Annotated in this window: 16 protein-coding genes and 2 pseudogenes; 9 read left to right on the forward strand and 9 right to left on the reverse strand. The window is 53.3% G+C overall.

Annotated features, from left to right (window positions below; translation table 11 throughout):
* The first annotated feature begins 105 nt into the window (after window positions 1–105).
* A complete protein-coding gene (locus HU722_RS04400; RefSeq protein WP_186701141.1) occupies window positions 106–2,007 on the forward strand; it encodes a potassium transporter Kup in 1,902 nt (633 codons plus the stop codon).
* Between the two features lie 61 nt (window positions 2,008–2,068).
* Here the strand turns inward: HU722_RS04400 and HU722_RS04405 are convergent, their stop codons facing one another.
* The 3 genes and pseudogenes from HU722_RS04405 to HU722_RS04415 form a co-directional block, all read right to left on the reverse strand.
* A complete protein-coding gene (locus tag HU722_RS04405; protein WP_186701140.1) occupies window positions 2,069–2,224 on the reverse strand; it encodes a hypothetical protein in 156 nt (51 codons plus the stop codon).
* Window positions 2,225–2,266: 42 nt separating this feature from the next.
* Window positions 2,267–3,178: a magnesium transporter CorA family protein gene (locus HU722_RS04410; RefSeq protein ID WP_186754774.1), complete on the reverse strand. Its 912-nt coding sequence runs from the start codon at window positions 3,176–3,178 to the stop codon at window positions 2,267–2,269.
* Window positions 3,179–3,391: 213 nt separating this feature from the next.
* Window positions 3,392–3,895 (reverse strand): annotated as a pseudogene (locus tag HU722_RS04415) (RimK-like ATPgrasp N-terminal domain-containing protein); the annotation flags it as partial.
* A 94-nt stretch (window positions 3,896–3,989) separates the two neighbouring features.
* Here HU722_RS04415 and HU722_RS04420 point away from each other — a divergent pair.
* Window positions 3,990–5,084 carry a GNAT family N-acetyltransferase/peptidase C39 family protein gene (locus HU722_RS04420; RefSeq protein ID WP_186754778.1) on the forward strand — a complete coding sequence of 365 codons (1,095 nt, stop codon included), beginning with the start codon at window positions 3,990–3,992 and terminating at the stop codon, window positions 5,082–5,084.
* A 57-nt stretch (window positions 5,085–5,141) separates the two neighbouring features.
* On the opposite strand, the gene HU722_RS04425 is transcribed toward HU722_RS04420, so the two are convergent.
* The 3 genes from HU722_RS04425 to HU722_RS04435 all read right to left on the reverse strand — a co-directional run bounded on the left by HU722_RS04425 (window position 5,142) and on the right by HU722_RS04435 (window position 6,788).
* Window positions 5,142–5,834, reverse strand: coding sequence for a DUF421 domain-containing protein (locus HU722_RS04425; protein ID WP_186701194.1), 693 nt, complete (start codon window positions 5,832–5,834; stop codon window positions 5,142–5,144).
* A 154-nt stretch (window positions 5,835–5,988) separates the two neighbouring features.
* Window positions 5,989–6,216, reverse strand: coding sequence for a DUF6555 family protein (locus tag HU722_RS04430; protein WP_186701138.1), 228 nt, complete (start codon window positions 6,214–6,216; stop codon window positions 5,989–5,991).
* Window positions 6,217–6,377: 161 nt separating this feature from the next.
* Window positions 6,378–6,788, reverse strand: a complete 411-nt coding sequence (locus tag HU722_RS04435) for a response regulator (protein WP_186701137.1) — start codon at window positions 6,786–6,788, stop codon at window positions 6,378–6,380.
* 410 nt (window positions 6,789–7,198) lie between these two features.
* Here HU722_RS04435 and HU722_RS04440 point away from each other — a divergent pair, with 410 nt between their 5' ends.
* From HU722_RS04440 to HU722_RS04460, 5 genes are all read left to right on the forward strand, one after another.
* On the forward strand, window positions 7,199–8,209 hold the full coding sequence (locus tag HU722_RS04440) for a chemotaxis protein CheB (protein ID WP_186701136.1): 1,011 nt from the start codon (window positions 7,199–7,201) through the stop codon (window positions 8,207–8,209).
* Between the two features lie 156 nt (window positions 8,210–8,365).
* Window positions 8,366–8,590 (forward strand): DUF2188 domain-containing protein, encoded by a 225-nt coding sequence (locus HU722_RS04445; RefSeq protein ID WP_186701135.1) that lies wholly within the window; start codon window positions 8,366–8,368, stop codon window positions 8,588–8,590.
* A 111-nt stretch (window positions 8,591–8,701) separates the two neighbouring features.
* A complete protein-coding gene (locus tag HU722_RS04450; protein WP_225913301.1) occupies window positions 8,702–9,235 on the forward strand; it encodes a hypothetical protein in 534 nt (177 codons plus the stop codon).
* 305 nt (window positions 9,236–9,540) lie between these two features.
* Window positions 9,541–11,052: a sensor domain-containing diguanylate cyclase gene (locus HU722_RS04455; RefSeq protein WP_186754780.1), complete on the forward strand. Its 1,512-nt coding sequence runs from the start codon at window positions 9,541–9,543 to the stop codon at window positions 11,050–11,052.
* A gap of 309 nt (window positions 11,053–11,361) precedes the next feature.
* On the forward strand, window positions 11,362–11,907 hold the full coding sequence (locus HU722_RS04460) for a DUF488 domain-containing protein (protein ID WP_186701133.1): 546 nt from the start codon (window positions 11,362–11,364) through the stop codon (window positions 11,905–11,907).
* A 327-nt stretch (window positions 11,908–12,234) separates the two neighbouring features.
* On the opposite strand, the pseudogene HU722_RS04465 reads toward HU722_RS04460, so the two are convergent.
* The 3 genes and pseudogenes from HU722_RS04465 to HU722_RS04475 form a co-directional block, all read right to left on the reverse strand.
* Window positions 12,235–12,843: pseudogene (locus tag HU722_RS04465) on the reverse strand (histidine phosphatase family protein); the annotation flags it as partial.
* 67 nt (window positions 12,844–12,910) lie between these two features.
* A complete protein-coding gene (locus HU722_RS04470; RefSeq protein ID WP_186754782.1) occupies window positions 12,911–13,912 on the reverse strand; it encodes a metallophosphoesterase in 1,002 nt (333 codons plus the stop codon).
* 324 nt (window positions 13,913–14,236) lie between these two features.
* Window positions 14,237–14,704, reverse strand: coding sequence for a transcriptional regulator (locus HU722_RS04475; protein ID WP_186701132.1), 468 nt, complete (start codon window positions 14,702–14,704; stop codon window positions 14,237–14,239).
* A 305-nt stretch (window positions 14,705–15,009) separates the two neighbouring features.
* Between HU722_RS04475 and HU722_RS04480 the strand changes: the two genes are divergently transcribed.
* Both HU722_RS04480 and HU722_RS04485 read left to right on the forward strand, forming a co-directional pair.
* Entirely contained in the window at window positions 15,010–15,564 is a 555-nt protein-coding gene (locus HU722_RS04480) for a hypothetical protein (RefSeq protein WP_189683307.1), read from the forward strand.
* Between the two features lie 709 nt (window positions 15,565–16,273).
* On the forward strand, window positions 16,274–16,762 hold the full coding sequence (locus HU722_RS04485) for a 3'-5' exonuclease family protein (protein ID WP_186754785.1): 489 nt from the start codon (window positions 16,274–16,276) through the stop codon (window positions 16,760–16,762).
* Window positions 16,763–17,570: the final 808 nt, after the last annotated feature.

Here is a 17,570-nt window from a genome sequence, read left to right on the forward strand (position 1 = left end):
CGTGATTTTTGATCGTCCACGTGCCTGCTCTGCAGTTGGCCCTGGAAAAACGTAATGCCCAAGGACGGCATGCAGTTACTCCCCGCTAATTGAGAGGGCGCCACCTTGAGTGAGACCGCAACCGCTACACACGTAGACTCCCCATCCAAAGCATCAGGGGTGGGCTTACTCGTCGCTGCTGTAGGTGTGGTTTACGGAGACATTGGCACGAGCCCCCTCTACACGTTGAAAGAGGTCTTTTCCGGGCATTACGGTGTTCAGGTGAATCACGATGGCGTGCTTGGCATTCTGTCGTTGATCTTTTGGTCACTGATCTGGGTAGTCTCGATTAAGTACGTATTGTTCATTTTGCGTGCCGACAACCAGGGCGAAGGCGGCATCATGGCTTTGACTGCGTTAGCCCGCCGCGCAGCTGCACCTTACCCACACATGAGCAAGATACTGGTTCTGCTCGGCCTATTCGGCGCGGCACTTTTTTACGGCGACAGCATGATTACCCCGGCTATTTCGGTGCTCTCTGCGGTCGAAGGATTACAGTTAGCATTTGATGGTATCGAGCACTGGGTCGTGCCTATATCAGTGGTCGTGCTCGTCGCCCTGTTCTTGATACAGAAACATGGCACAGCTCGAATCGGCATACTGTTTGGCCCTGTCATGGTGCTGTGGTTTGTGGTGCTGGGCGCCCTCGGTATCCACGGCATTTTGCAGCGGCCCGAAGTGCTGCAAGCGCTAAACCCTGTTTGGGCAGTGCAGTTCTTTGTTGCTCATCCAGGCATGGGTGTAGCGATTTTGGGCGCCGTCGTGTTGGCATTGACCGGTGCTGAAGCACTGTATGCCGACATGGGCCATTTTGGCCGCAAGCCGATTTCTCGGGCATGGTTCATGTTGGTGTTGCCGGGGCTGGCACTTAATTATTTTGGCCAAGGCGCCTTGATCCTGGAAAACCCGGAGGCTGTGCGCAATCCGTTCTACTTGCTTGCGCCGAGCTGGGCACTGCTGCCGATGGTCGCGCTTTCCACACTGGCGACCATCATCGCTTCTCAAGCCGTAATCTCCGGTGCTTTCTCCCTGACGCGCCAGGCCATCCAGCTAGGGTACGTCCCTCGGATGTTCATCCAGCACACCTCCAGCCAAGAGCAGGGGCAGATCTACATCGGCACGGTTAACTGGGCGTTGATGGTAGGTGTTGTACTGCTGGTGATCGGGTTCGAGTCATCCAGCGCCTTGGCTGCCGCTTATGGGGTCGCGGTGACAGGCACCATGTTGATCACAACGATCCTGTCTTCGGCTGTCGTCCTGCTGCTATGGAAAACACCGCGCTGGCTGGCGATCCCGATGCTGCTTGGCTTCTTGCTCGTCGACAGCTTGTACTTTGCGGCCAACGCTCCGAAGATTTTTCAGGGCGGAGCATTCCCGGTCATTGCCGGTGTCGCTCTTTTCATCCTGATGACGACTTGGAAGCGGGGTCGAAAAATCATTGTTGAGCGGCTGGATGAAACCGCGCTTCCTTTGCCCTTGTTCATCAGCAGCATTCGCTCGCAGCCTCCACATCGAGTGCAAGGAACAGCAGTCTTTCTCACGGCGAGGGCTGATGCCGTACCTCATGCGCTGCTGCACAACTTGCTGCATAACCAGGTCTTGCATGAGCAAGTGGTGCTCCTCACCGTTGTGTCTGAAGACAGCCCACGCGTCAGTCCTGCGCGTAGGTTCGAGGTCGAAGCTTATGGGGAAGGTTTTTTCCGAGTGAGCCTTCACTTTGGCTTTATGGAAGAAGCCGACGTTCCTCTGGCATTGAGTCTTTGCCACTTGGCTGACCTTGATTTCAGTCCGATGCGCACAACGTATTTCTTGAGCCGAGAGACCGTGATTCCTACTAAACGAATCGGCATGGCGCGCTGGCGAGAGAGTCTTTTTGCCTTCCTGCTGAAGAACGCAAACAGCAATCTCAAATATTTCAAATTGCCCATCAACAGGGTGATCGAGCTGGGTACCCAGGTGGAAATGTAAAAACATCTGAAGCCGCATGTGTCATTTAAAATGGCAAGGCTTTGGTTCGGGAAACGGCTGCTCACGACTTGTTCGTGTTGATCTTCCCAGTGTCTATTTTCGATGGAGGCTTGGGCAAGCCGGATTCGAATAGGAAGCGATGATCAAGAAAACTAATCATGCTTCCTACCGCCGCAATCACAACCATCATCAACATACCGATATCCGAAGATTGCATCGTGTGCTCCTGACCGAGATACCCATTAAAAAAGCGAATTCGTTAGGCCATACGCCGCAATGCGTAAACCATTCCCGCACCGACGAAACCCATGCACATGATCAGTACGGGAAAGGACATCCACCAGGGAACACCGGACGTCATCATGCTGAATTCCGACATCCCGCCGATGCCGGCGATAAGGTTTAACGGGAGGAAAACGACATTGATGAGCGTAAGTTTGCGAAGGGCTCGATTCATGCTGTTGTTTGCAAGGTTGCCGTGCGACTCGATCAGGTTTGCGAACACCTTCGCGTGAATTTTGGCCTGCTGATAACTTTGCTCGTTTTCTATGATCAGGTCGTTTAGCGAATCTAGCTGTCTGTCACTGAAGCCTTGTCGCTGGCCATGGTTTCGCAGCAGGGTCAAAACCGCGCCGTTACCTTGAATCGCGTTTACGTAGTAAACAAGGCTTTCGCTCAGGTTGTACATTTGAGCCAGCTGCTGGTTATCCATCGCTCGGGTGAATTGGTGCTGAATCTCTCGAGCAATTTGTTTCACTACCCTCAAATGCCCGAGGTAGTGATGAACGCTTTCAGCGAGTAGCGCCATCAACACATCCACTGGGCCAGTCATTTGCAGATCGTGCTCAAGACTGGACAGCAGCGAATTGCTTGCACAAATCACCACCAGCCGCTTTTCACTCGACACCACGCCGAACGATGAGACATTGAATGCTCGCCCGTCAAAGCTTTCCGGGCGCTTCCAGATCAGGAACAGGTGATCTGGTTTGATCTCGATTCGAGCCACCTCATCAGGATCGAGGGACGATTCCATCGCTTGAGCGCTAATGCCCAAGCGACTCTGTAGCTCGGATTGCTCGGCTGCGTCCGGGGCGACAGACAGCCAAATACACGCGTCGTCTTTTGATGCGCAGCACAGGGAGCCAGACTGTATAGAGTAACCTTCAACCATCGGTCACCACGCCTGGCCACGGTGTTTCAGTTCCAGCCTTTGCGTGAAGGCCAGCAATACGCGCCGATACAGTTCGTCACCCAGCACGGCATCTTCGATACCAGCGTCGAGGTTGGGGTTGTCGTTCACTTCGATCACCAGTACCCGATCACCTGCCTGCTTGAGGTCGACGCCGTAGAGCCCATCCCCAATGAGACGGGCCGTTTGTACGGCAAAGGCCTCAAAAAGCTGGCGACCGATCTCCTGCAGCGGTTCAATCGACGCCTTGCCGAAGTACAACGAGAGCGTGAAGGCTTCTGTTTCGCCGTATGGGTGATTTGCCAGCGCTCGCTCCAGGGTACGTTCAAGATCATTCAGCCCGACCCCGTAAAGCGCTTTGCGTGCCAGCTCGCTGACGGTGCGTACCGAGGGGAAAACTTTGTGCCCGCGCGCCTCTGCCAGCAGTGAGCAGTAGTAACCCTGGCCGAGGTATTTGTAGTTGCGACAGAGGTTGATGACTTGGGTGCGGTGAGGAAAATCATCGCTGTGTTCAAGGTAGTCTTGGGCAAGCATCAGGCTCTCGCTGGGCAAGTAATCTGCCCAGTCGTCCTTACGCTCGACCAGTATGAGCAGTCGGTTCCCTGAGCGTTTGATACTGGGAGGTTCCTCACTGAGGGAGATTGTAGAACGCTCGGTTTTATCTAATACTTCGTTCACGTTGGCTTGCACCGCTGACATGAGTAATTGATCCCTGTTGAAGAAGACGCCGCTTCAATAAATCACGGGCATCTCAGTCTGTCCCGGTTCGTTACTCAAAAATTACGGTGTTGCCATGTCTTTTGATTTCCGCTTTGCATCTCTGGACGATGTTGATGAATTGGTCGAGTTGGAGCAGGAATGTTTTACGCTGGATCGGCTGAACCAGCGCAACTTCAGTTGGATGATTAGTCGAGCAAACGCGTCTCTCATCCTGGCTACCTCAGGCGGCAAACTCGCCGGTTACGCTCTTTTGCTTTTCCATCGAGGCACTTCGCTCGCGCGCTTGTATTCCATAGCGGTTAGCCAGGCTTGGCGAGGTCATAGTCTCGGGCAGCGCTTGCTGGACGAAGCCCAGGCATGTGCCTTGGCGCGCAATTGCGCGTGGCTGCGACTGGAGGTGCGTCTCGACAACCCTGCCGCCATCCGACTCTATGAAGCAAATGGGTACCATCGATTCGCAATCGTGGAGGACTACTACGAAGACCATGCTGAGGCGTTGCGCTACGAGAAACGCATCTTGTGCGATGCTCCACCGCCAGCACGTCAGGTACCGTATTACCAGCAGACCACAGAGTTCACTTGCGGCGCGGCTTGCCTGCTAATGGCCATGGCCGCCATCGACGTGAATCGTCTTATGAGTCGCTCGGAAGAGATACAACTGTGGCGCGAGGCAACCACCGTTTTCATGACTGCGGGACACGGTGGCTGCAGTCCCCAAGGGATGGCATTGGCGGCATGGCGACGCGGTTATGACGTGCGTCTAGAGCTCAGTCATTTGGGCTCGCTTTTTCTGCACGGCGTACGTAGCGCTCAGAAGAAGGCCGTCATGAAACTGGTGGAGGAAGGGTTTGCCCAAGATTTGACTGAAACGAGTGTTGAGCAGGTTCTGGCCTCTACTCTGGATGTCGGCGCTGCATTGGAGGCCGGATTTAAACCGGTGGTACTGATTAGCAGCTACCGATTCACCCGTCTAAAAGCCCCTCACTGGGTGATCATCACCGGCTGCGACGATGAGTTCGTTTACCTGCATGACCCAGATATCGACCATAGCAAGCTGAAACGCAGCCTGGACTGCCAGCACTTGCCGATTAGCCATGAAGAGTTCCTTCGCATGAGTGTATTTGGCGTTCAGCGCGTTCGTGCTGCCGTTATGCTGCGCGCAAGGTGAACGGGTGGCCACCTATGCAAAGACCGAGTGCCGAGGGGTGATATTGTCTCAATACCATCATCTACATCTTGGACTGCTTAAGGCTGTTGACCAGATGTCATGATTGCACCGAGAACAATCTGCGCGTTGGGCCTCCGCAATGTGCTGAGGGCAACCGCAATTTACGCAGCAGAACAGGGCCGTCGCAGGCGCAGTTTCAAACTCAGCACGATGTTCTAATGGTAGGACGGACAGCCCAGGGCGCAGATCTTTCTGTTCGAAAAAATAAAGGCTGATGTCGCCGTCGGTCTCAACGAGACCGAGTCTTACTTGTCCGAGATGTTCAACACCTTGCTGTCGTAACTCCATCAACAATTCGTTGGATGAGATGTTCAGCGTGTCTAAAGACTTAAGCTCATAGAGACCGTCACGGATGACAGTTACCGGAAGCCCATCCATCCAGGCTTCGAATCTTTTGCTCTTGGTCATCACTAAGACGGTAAGCCGGTAGAGAAGCAGGAGCGTGAGAAATACTACGGCGACCGGCAGCAGCGGAACGTCATGATAGAAGGACACATCTCCTGCTGCTGAGCCCAATGTCAAAATTACGACCAGCTCAAAAAGTGAGAGCTGTCTGATCCCTCGTCGACCGCTGGATTTCAAAAAAAGAAACACTGCGAGAAAAGCGAAGGTGGCCCGGAAACCCACCTCCAGCAAGAACGTTAAAGGAAATTCGTCTATGAGCATCCGCTGGATATCAAAAGGCGACATCGTGACCTCGATTTTATTGTGAGAGCAGCCGACGGATCGATTCAACATTTGATTCCAAAAGCTGGTACCAGAGTATTCAGCGGGGAATCGAACTTTGCGGTGGGGCTGCGACGCGTAGCGGCTTTATCAAAGGTTCGCGCCATATCACGCGCTACTACGTTGAGCTGGCTCGCCAAGTGACATCGGTAATGCCGTATTTTTCGGCTTGAGGTTTGGACACCATCTTCAGTGGCGGGCGTCCAGGCTTGGGAATTGGGGCTGCGCCCGCATCGCAGCTAGCCCAGTGCCAGGCATCAGCGTTTTGCATCGCTTTGCTACGGATGATGAAGGACTTGGGCACACCATGAAGCTTGTAGTTGATGACGAATAGATTGTTTTCCATGACTTACTCCGTCTGCTCTGATCTAACGGAGTCATCGGGCGCGGAAAAATTCAAAAAATTCAGGGACTTCACCCCCATATTGATTTAGGGCAGTGGAGATGCAGACTCATCCGCTGAGCACCAACTAAGTCCTGCATGACCTCACGATTTCGAAGCCAGGCTCAACGTTTGCTAATCGGGTTTCCTGGCTGGAGAAGCTCCGCCACTGCCACTACCATGTCATCCAGCGACCAAGGCTTGTGCAGGTAAATGGTATGAGCTGGCACTGCGGTGCTCTCGATCAGATATCCCGAGGTAAGTATCGCAGCGATGTGAGGCCACCTGCCTTTAACCATTTCTATGAACTCGATGCCTTGGACTTGTCCGGGAACGCCATGATCGGCGATCACCAGGACGCATTCACCATGCGCTTCCAGCAGGTAGGTCAACGCATCATCCGCCGTCGCGAACGGGACAGTCTTCGCGCCAATCTCATCCATGATATCGGTCATGAGCGACTGCAGAGTTGGGTCGTCCTCAATGACGATGATCTCACCGCGAATCGGCAGCAGTCCTTCCCAATTTACGTCCAAACAATCCTCCTCTAATCAGGGAAACCGACCAAACAGACGGAACGGTTGGATGAGTGTAAGCGAAAATATCGCGTTTGCCGTGAAAGCGCTTGGAGCACGCGGGACACTCGACTCATGTCATGTCCCCTGCAGATGTCCTCGAAGCACATTGAAAGAGCGTCTGGCGCCTCGCTTTTTGTGATCGCGCGAGCATCGCAGTTAGATTCAATTGTGCGCGTAGAGCTATGAATGCTGCTTAGCAATCCCTTGATCTAGATCAAACTTTGCGCATTTTTTCGAACCTTCCCCCCTGGTACCTATCGAAACCAGGAAGAGAGTCAACGCATCGCAGGGAACATAGACCAGCACTCATTCGCAAAAGTAGATGAGGCAGCTGAGTCAAACTGGAGCATGCAATCTAGGATCGATCCATGCAGAAAGAAAGCCACAACCACCAAGTGATCGTCATCGGCACTTCAAGCGGCGGGCTCGCTGCATTGCGTGAGTTTCTTGCCGAGCTTCCGTCGGATTTAACTGCGGCAGTCTTTGTCACGATGCATATCGGAGACCAACCTAGCGTTCTCCCAAACCTTCTTGCCCAGACGAGCCCATTGCCTGTCGGCTTCGCCGTGGGTGAAGAGCCGATACAGACGGGTCGTGTATACATAGCGCCTCCGGATAAGCATCTGCTTGTCAGAAAAGGAGCTATTCAGGTCGTTCGAAGTGCAAAGGAAAACCACTCGCGACCTGCGATTGATCCGATGTTTAGATCGGCTGCCATCAGCTACGGAAGCAATGCCATAGGGGTGTTGATGACTGGCGAACTTGATGACGGTGTAGTTGGACTCCAGGCGATAAAGGCCTATGGCGGACTGGCCTTCGTACAGGATCCTGAAACTGCCGAAGCTCCCTCAATGCCGACGAGCGCTCTTCGTCATGTAACTGTTGACGGATGCCTGCCGCTCACTGATTTGGGTAGGAGGCTCGTACAGATCATCAATCAACGCATAGCCGGAGCGACAGCGCCTTCTGAATCAAAACGTATCGAGCCATTCGCTACGGAGAATGATCTGGCTGAGGATTTCAGTAAGGGTGGTTCTTACGCGCTGGATGAGATCGGCCAAGTCGCAGCCATTTCCTGTCCTGAATGCGGAGGCGCTCTGTGGGAGATAGACGCGTCATCACCACGGTTTCGCTGCCATACCGGTCATGCTTATACCGCCGCCGCATTGTTTCATGCCCAAAATGAAACGATTGAGGAGGCACTCTGGGTGGCCATTAGAGCCTTGCATGAAAAACAGTTGCTCTTGGGTCGGCTCATGCAGAGCAGCAAAGACGGCGGGCGCTTGGGCGCGTTACGAGAATACGAACTTGCGGGTGAGGGACTCGAAGGTCATAAGGCGACCCTACGCGCATTGCTTACTTCGTTACGTCCCGCTTGAGAACGTGCCGATTTGGATCTTGTTGTCGTATCGCCTAGGAACGTCCGAAGCGGATTTCCGAAAGCATTCAGCGTGCCGCAAATCCGTTCAAACTCTCCGGATCTCTAATGGTCAACTTGATAGCAGGTATCGATACGTCATATCAGAGGCGAGCCAATGGATAACTATCACATCAAGAAAACAGGAAAGCTTTGGGAGCTCGTCAAAGAGGGCGCGCAACGCGCCTCCAAGACCGCATCTACCAAAGCAGAAATTACCGAGATAGCGAGCGAATTTCTTCAGGGCAAGACAGCCTCTCTCAAAATTCACAAAGAGGACGGCACGATCCAAGAGGAGCGTACGTTTCCTCGATCAGCAGATCCTAGTAAAACAAAAGGCTGAACCGGGCACATGAAAATGGTTGCGGCGCGCATTTCACTGGCACTGCTATGCAAGCAACCGACCTGAAGTCTCGGTCATCCCAAATGGACTTCGCTTCAACTACAGGTGCTGATGATGGTCATTGCATGTCTAGGATGGGGATCTTTGATTTGGAAGCCGGATGCCTTACCGCTCGCGAGCGAGTGGTTTATGGATGGCCCCGTGTTGCCCATCGAGTTCGCGCGAATCAGTGACAACGGAGATCTTACGACGGCCATATGCGCGAATGCGCCTGGGTGCACAGTGCTTTGGGCGATACTGGATCTGGACAACCTTGATGAGGCACGCGAGGCCCTTAGAATTCGGGAGGGGGTACCTCAAGATCGGGAGGATGGCATCGGTAGTTTCATGGTTGGGAAGACCGTAGCGGGGGTCATTGCTGAATGGGCGATCCCCCGCCAATTGGACGCGGTAATCTGGACTGGATTGCCACCAAGGTTCGGAGGCATTGAAGGTTTAGTTCCCGCAGCTGAGGACGCTGTTGCCTATCTTGCCGGCTTAAGCGGAGAAGAACGTGAACACGCGCGCGACTACATCAAAAATGTGCCGTCCCAGATCGATACACCCTACCGGCGCCAGATCATGACAGGGCTTGGGTGGCATTGATTCGGTAGAACACCAAGTAAAAATCGCCGCCATCACTCCGAATTGGTGGCTCCGAGAAACTGGCTGCAAATATCTTCACCAGACAAAGGAGGTGAGTTGGTCGATCTTCGCAAGCATCAGGATAGACCGTTTGGGGTTTGTCCGGCGTTTCACAAAGTGCAGGAGCCTTCGAATTTTCTACGCTCTGGCGATGTCCGCTGCGTCCCGGGGTGCTCAGAAGCCACCGGCGAATGCTTTGATCTTTCTTTAGATGTACGGTATGAAGATTGCTCTATGAAGTCCACCGCCAATTTGACGACGCGCACATGACGCTCTCCTTACCGATCTACACAAGGCTGACACCTAAAGCGTTGTCCCTTTCGCTGATAGGTTTCATTCTTCTGGTCTGTTTTTCGTTGATCCTTGCTACTGCTTGGCAGATGGCGAAGTCGTCCGGTGAGCGAGTAGACGCGGCCAAAATAACTGTTTCGAACATCGTGCTTGCCGCTGAGCAGCAGGCCCGTGACACGATGCTGCAGGCCGACAATACCTTGCGAGATCTTGCTGAGCGTGTAGCGCACGATGGAAGCGGCCCTGATCAACAAGAGCGATTGGCGAAGCTGCTGGCCCGACAGGTGAATAATATTGAAGGTGTTCAAGGGCTTTTCATCTTCGATGCTCACGGCAACTGGATGGCGAATTCATTTTCGGAAGGCCTACACACCAAAAACAACAGCGACCGAGCATACTTCGTTTATCACCGCGAGCACGATGATCAGTCCATCCACATCGGCTCCATAGTCGAAAGTCGAACGACTGGCGAGATGGTGATCCCTATCAGTCGGCGTATCGAAACAGCCGATGGAGCATTTGCAGGAGTTGCGTTAGCCACGGTTCCGGTTTCATATTTCCAAAGCTTTTTCAAGCGTGTGGACGTTGACGACGAAGGAGTAATTTTCCTAGCACTCGATAACGGCGAGCTACTCGCCCGACGCCCGACAGTCGCAGCTTTGATGACGACCAATCTTTCCAAAGGTGAGATTTTCAGCCGGTACCTACCTCAGAGCGACAGTGGTACTGCAGTCATCAAATCCATTGTAGATGGCATTGAGCGGATCTACGCCTATCGTCGCTTGGCAGGGTTGCCTATCGTCGCTGCAGCCGGAGTGTCGTACGAGCATGTATTTGCTCCTTGGTGGTCATATGTTTACCAATCGGTTGCACTGGTAGGCTCCATCATATTGGCTTTGGCGTTTTTAGGTAGCTTGCTATATCGGCAGATCCAACAGCTGCTTGTCGCAGAGCGTGAGCTCAAAGCAATCCGAAAAGAGCTAGAGGTGATAGCCCATACAGATGGTCTCACTTCTCTAGCCAATAGGAGAAATTTTGACTTGGCTATGGATAAAGAATGGAAGCGTGCCACGAGAAATCAGACAAGCATATCCGTAATCCTTTTGGATATAGATTTGTTCAAGCAATATAATGACCATTACGGCCATTTAAGTGGTGATGATTGCCTTGTGCGCGTAGCGAACCTTATTGCAGCTAACGTCAATAGACCAGGTGATATCGCTGCTCGCTACGGTGGGGAAGAATTTGTAGTTCTGCTTCCGGACACTGAACTCGCAGGTGCGGTTATGGTTGCAGAGAACATTAGGCTTTCCTTGTTGGATGCAAAAATTCCACATTCAGCGAGCCCATTCGGCGTAGTCACCATAAGCTCTGGTGTAGTCTCGACTGCTAAAACAGGAGAGGAGAATCATAAAGAATTTCTGATCAAAGCTGACCGTTTGCTTTACAGCGCTAAGGCTCAAGGACGGAATCGAGTAGCAAGCTGAACACCGATAGCCTACAAAACGCCTCGAACGTTATCTCCAACTTCACCGCTACCTTGGGCTTCGACATGGAGCGTTAATTCCATCAGTGCAGCCTCCAGGGCGAGCTGATTTGATATCCTTTCCAGCGCTTTCGATAATGGATATTCGCTTGCCATGAGCTTCCTTTATCCTTGAAATTGTCTGAGCGTAGCAGCGGGTTCGGGTTGGGCATGAGGTGTGCCGCAACCGTTGCGAGGCGTAGCTCAGCATCTCTTTTTTTGGATCCTTGACTTCGAAACTATTCCTGCGAGACGCACATAGGAGGAGGTTATGAACAAAGCAGTCTTTACTGTGGGTCATTCGACAAAGCCTATCAATGTCTTCGTCCAGATGCTCCAGAGCTTCGATGTTGACGCCGTGGTAGACATCCGGACTGTGCCTCGCTCCAGGACGAATCCTCAGTACAATTTGGATGTGCTGCCAGAGTTATTAGCCAAATCTGAAATCTTGCATTACCAGATCGAGAGCTTAGGCGGATTGCGAAAAAAATCCAAAAACGTCCCGGATGACATCAATGCATTTTGGGAAAATAGAAGCTTCCACAACTACGCTGACTACGCTTTATCGGATGAGTTTGAAGACGGTTTGCATCAACTGTTGAAGCTGAGCGACACCAAGCGTTGCGCCATCATGTGCGCGGAAGCGGTCTGGTGGCGATGCCATCGTCGTATAGTCGCTGACTACCTGCTGAACCGAGGGGCGGAGGTCTTTCACATTATGGACATTGGCAAGTCCACGAAGGCGATACAGACTCCTTCTGCCGAGCTAGTGGGAAGCAAGCTTACCTATCCGAAAAAAGGCGAATCGAAAGAATAGCCTCCGTTTTGCCGAATTTTCCGTCGTTGTACGTGTAGGGCTTTCTCCAGCCAGGGGACACCTCTTGCTAACGTCATTCCCCTCGCACTCCCGCTACAGTTTTCTACCAGGAGGGTGTGGGGACGATAGGCTTATAGCCGCTTTAGACTCCTGCAACCATTGTTCGGCGTACATAGCCGAATCGTCATCTGGCAGCGGATAGCCTGCGGCTGAGAGAGCTTCGGCTCGCTCTTCAATGAGCAGGCGCTCAGGATCGCGGGCGACTTGATAGGCTCTGCCCGGCACGCGCCAGGTGGCATCCATTCGTGACTCGGGGGCTGACCGGCTTACTCTCCACCCGTCTTCGTCGGGATCTTTCGAAAGCAGGCACTCACCACAATTGGGTACGTGGTTCGCGATCTCATACTCACGCCAGTCCACCATAGCTCCGCCATCCATGCTGAGCGGCTTGCGCTCAATAAGCCAGGCTACGGCGTTGATAAGCTGACCATGCGAAAACGCTACGATGTCTTGAGCTGGATGTTCAGCAAGGCGTTCCATGAACACTTGAGCTCTAGCTATGAAATCTAGAAATGACTCAGCGCCTTCACCATCCGTGAAACCAGAATCTGCTTTTGCCCAATAGGCATCCACCCATTCGCGTCTCTGGGCGACGGTTGTGTTAGTGCACCGTGCAGGTTGAAGGTAAGTGAATTCTTGGATGGGCCAAGTTTCAAAAGGGGTATGAGGAAAGACCGCTGCGGTCGCCATAGCGGTTGAATGCGCTCGGCTGAACGGCGAGGCAACGATCAGAGCCGGAGGATGTTTGAACGATAGAGCCACCAGGTGCGCTTGCTCAAATCCTTTCGGAGTCAGAGGAATGGTCGCGTGATCTAACGTGGCTTGGCCTGCGTTCGCAGCGCTCTCTCCGTGGCGAATTAGCCTGACATGCTTCATTAACCAACTACTCGCACAGGTTCGGCCATCATTTCACTAACATCCCCAAGATTACTGTACTCAACCTTCAATCAAGAAGCCTCGAAAGCAATCCCTCTATCTGGGTGCCTGAATGCTTGAATTTCAGCTCTTCGAGCTTAGCTGCCCTTCGTTCCCCGGTGAGCAGGCTGAGTCCGTGAAGCGCATTAAGCAACTTCTGAGACTCACCAATTTCCGAACGCAAAGTCAGCCAGGTAGTGTTCACTCGACGAGTCAGCTCGTCGGCCTCATGGCTCAAGCTTTGCGACTCAATTAGCCTATTAGCGTGGATGGTTGCTTTCAGATTACCTACCGTCTGCTCAAGTTCTTCCAATAGCTCGGTAACGACGTCCGCTTGGTCAAGTGACACTGGACGCCCTTCGACGTAAATCGTGTCGTCCTGAACGCAATAGATAGCGAGTGGCCCTTCCCCCCCTCCCGTACAATCGAGTGCCAGAACGTTTCCTAATCGAACCGGCGCTGGAATCCAGGTGTGGCCCGTGCACACACGCCAGGCCCCTTTGATACCTTCTCGATGGTGCTTTTTGATCCGCTCGCGCCCCCATAGCGCAATCTCTTCGACAGCAGGGATTGATATGTCTCGAGTGAACTCGACCCATGACATCCCGGAAGGAATGTCCGCGTGAACAACGCCAACCAAGCCGCGAGGCGACTCGATTTCTATGACGGATGGAAGGCTCTCAAGCTTTCCAACTATCATCTCTTTCGATTCGTCGGCTATGGTCGACCACCAGCCTGCGCCATGAGCTACGTAACGAGCGCTGGGGTCTTCCCTGTAAGCATTGATAAGCATCTGCTCATGGTTACCTTGAACGGTAAAGAACCACGGCTCACCAAGAAGCTTCAGACCGTCGAGGACTCCAGGCCCGCGATCTATGAGGTCGCCCACCCCGATGACTCGGTCGATAGCTTTGTCGAAACCTAGCTTCAACAATCCTTTATGAAGATCAATCGTCTTGAAGTGGATGTCACCGACGACGAAGTCGCGACCGACCTCGTTCCGGGGAAGCCTCAGGACTTTCTGACTCATGCGCGGGGTTCCTTCCTGAATGGCCAGCTACCAGGTGACCAAACCCGTATTGTCCACCCAGCGACCGCACCTTCCAACAGAAATATGGCCGGACAGGATGACTACACTCCATTGCGCAGGGCTGAGGAAAACCGAGTTCTTCCGTCGATAGAAATGACCAGAGCAAGCGGAGCGCGCAGGCCAGTAAGGCCGGAGGCGCGAGGATGGAAGCCCAAAGGGCCATGACTTGGCGTCAGTCATGGCATGGTTTACGACAGCCGACCCGATAGGGCGCGCCAAAACCGCGATTTGCTTAGATTGCAGGATTGCTGATGTTCTGCAGGCTTATGTATTCCAATATTTTTGGACAGTGCTTCGCGCAACGCCGAGCTTTTCGGCGATTGTTTTCCTGTCGAAACCTTGCGCTTTCAGGGCTCGAATGTAAATCGCGTTAACGGGCCGCTTTGGCTTGCCTTGGGAGCGCTTGATGAGCTTTCCGTCACTGAACTGCTCCTCTACCAACTCCCACCCTCCAGACATCTCGAATTCCCTGACACGCAAGGCAGTACGCTGTAAAGCCTCTGACGGGAGTTCTTCACCCTGGGCAGCAATGGCGAGAGTGACCATCGTCAAAAGGTCGAGCCCTAGGTAGTCAGCGATCTCGTCCAGCTTCTCCAGCGTCGGCGTCGTCCTGGCCTGCTCAAGCTTCCCTAAATTCGTTCTGTGCGTCGCACCTGCCAGATCCTCGTAACTCAACCCTTGGTGTGCACGGGCTCCGCGTAATGCCCCCGCCAGCGCTTCCTTCAGATTCATGAGTCGGATCCTCAAAAGCGAGGATAGAGCCACGGCAAGTGTGTTTCGATAAACAGACCATGGTGATATTATCGTGACATATGGTTTGCCAGGCCGTCGTTTGATCATAGCGGCGCGATGTCTGGATTGGTGATGGATTGGTCATCAGAGCAGCACCTAAGACACGGCCAGGGACGTCTCGATGGGAGACGCGCTCATCAAGTCCGGCGTCTATGGCCCGCGTGAGCCCGCCTGCAATAGTCACTGAGCGACGTCTTGGCAAGAACCAGATCCACTTTTTTGAGCGAAGGCAGGGATAGTGAGTGATGAAGTTCGATTGCGTGAAAGTTTCAGGAAAAGTTGACTACGTTCGATCTGTTGATCGAATGAACGGCGGACATAAAGCTAAAGTCAGCATTGACGGTGCAGTTATCCCGAATTTGCAAGTATCGAATAAGCTTTACGAAGAGTTAGAAGTCGGCGAAAACGTAACTTTGTATGGCCTTTTCAAAAGAAGTAATGACAAGGAAAAAAACACAGGCATCTTGTACGGCCTAGCGAAGCAAAACGGCGAGAAATCATTTGCAACCCAGTACAGATATCAAGTCCCGCTTTTCCTGATCGTCACTGCGGCCATCGCATTTTGCTTAACTTTCGTCGCCGGCTGGATAGCTTCGATATTTCCAGTGCTTTTCTTATTTGGAGAAAATTCAGATTATATGTATACCACTACGGTATTTGCAGTAATTGAGTCGAGCTTGGTTGCCGCTTTTTTCCTGTGGAGGGCATTGGTGATGTTCAACGCTACGTCTGATCCTGAAGCTTGGGAAACTACCGAAGCCGCAGCGCTATCGAGTCGCTTCAGTAAGCTCCACAAGTAATAGGCCTATACGTAGGGCAAGCTTACACCCGCCCCGGCTTCAGGATCGCTGCGCAGGACTATCCTTACCGTGCAGTTCAGAAGGCAAGCGGAGCGCGCAGGCGTGCGGGATGAAAGCCCGTAGGGACGAGACGTGGCTTGCCACGGCTCGGTTCACGCCAGCCATCCGCCGAAGGCGGCACGCCATAACCACCGCCCAGCGTTGTGAAGAGGAGGCTTAAATGAGCTGCGATTTACTCCGCGAGCGTGAGAGAACTAGGCGAAGGGTTCTGTGGGCGCTTGCCACCTTCGACCCTGGTGATCCCAGCGCATCTGACCTCCTTGCCATCCTCGATGTTCTCGACGACCAAGAGCGAAACGACACCCCCTGTAGCGATAGGCTACTTGAGCTCCCTGAGGTTCGCAACTCTGTCTCGGTTATGCGCCACAACTCCGGAATCGACATCATTTTGGAGCGGTCTATTCCGCAACCCTGGAGAGAGCGTTTCCACCAAGCAAGCATCGGGTCGACCAGAGTTCCTGATGGGCCCTACTCCACAGACTGGGATAAATTTTTGGTTGAATGGGAGCGTGAGATGCAGCATGTGAAAAATCACCGAGCTGCACAGGCTGCTACCAGCTAGAGCGGCTAGTTCGCGCGATGGCGGCGCAAGCACACAAGCAGTCGGTGTAGCCTGGTGAAGTCGCACCCTCAAAACAGGAGCAGCAGAGTGGAACGGCCTTCTTTTTTTATCGATTTCGAAGCTTCAGGTATAGCCCCGGATAGCTATCCTATCGAAGTCGCCGTCGTGTCGAGTGAGTTCGCCTTCAATACGCTGATCAAACCAGCAAGGTACTGGACGCACTGGTCATTCGATGCGCAAGACATGCATGGTCTCACTCAGGATCATTTGCTTCAGGAAGGTGATACCCCACACACCGTGGCGGAACGAATGAATCAGCTGTTTTCAGGGCAGGTGCTTTGCAGCGACTCACCTCAAGACGTGTTTTGGTTCGATGTCCTTTATGAAGCAGCAGATCTGAGACCTACCTTCGAGTTGAAGCCTTTGGAGGTGTTGGTGGGCCGCGAGGCGGCTAGTGACATTTATCGCCTACTGCCAACATCTAGTCACCACCGAGCTTTGAATGACGCAACTGCTTTGATGAACGCCTGTCGTGCTTTTTTTGAAGCTGAACTTTCGAAGGGTTTAACCCAGTGAGCTTTGGATCTAGCTCAGTCTGGGTGTCCGCTCGAACCGAAGGAAGGTGATCACACGGCTGGATAAGCAATGCAAGCGGAGCGCGCAGGCGTGCGGGATGGAAGCCCGAAGGGCCGAGACGCAGGCTCGGTTTACGACAGCTCGCCCCCGAAGGGGCACGCCCCAACTGAACGCTCAGGGTCATTAAAGCTCCGTATCCCAAGCATTCATCGCCTCACTCAAAGTCGCGTACCAATGGAGTCCACCGCTCTGAAGTGCATTTGCAACTTGCCTGTTGGTATTGCCATCGACCCAAGTCGGGAGACTCTCTATGGCCTCTGTGAACAGACTGGCTGTAGCGACAGCGAATCGCCCCGTACTTGTAGACTGGAGGCACACGTAGCGCAATGCAGCGCCACTGGAAAGCCTACGCCAGGCCACGACCTCAATGCAGTCCATTGGCTCCACAGGAGCCTCGACGGCGAAACCCGCGCCCTCATCCGCCCTATGGCTCTCAGATGCTCGGAACGGCCCGCCAAGCGCTCTTGGGTCGTGTACGAGGTGCTTCAACTGCTCACGTGCGGAGACAATTTGCTCCCGGAACTCTTCTGGATCAATGAACATGGCCCCTTCCGGCGTCACCCTAAGGGTCTGGAGGCTGTTCGCGGCTTGGATGAACGCAAGTTCGCGCTCAATCTCACGCTGAGGACGGCGGTCTTGGCGGATGAGATCCCATAGCGCACGGACTATTCGCATCTGAATATTCTCCCTGGTATCGGTAAACCCACACCGGCAGCGCGTGAAACTGTGATGACTCAGGTTCACAAGC

It is taken from the genome of Pseudomonas tritici, from assembly GCF_014268275.3.
Taxonomy (GTDB): Bacteria; Pseudomonadota; Gammaproteobacteria; order Pseudomonadales; family Pseudomonadaceae; genus Aquipseudomonas; species Aquipseudomonas tritici.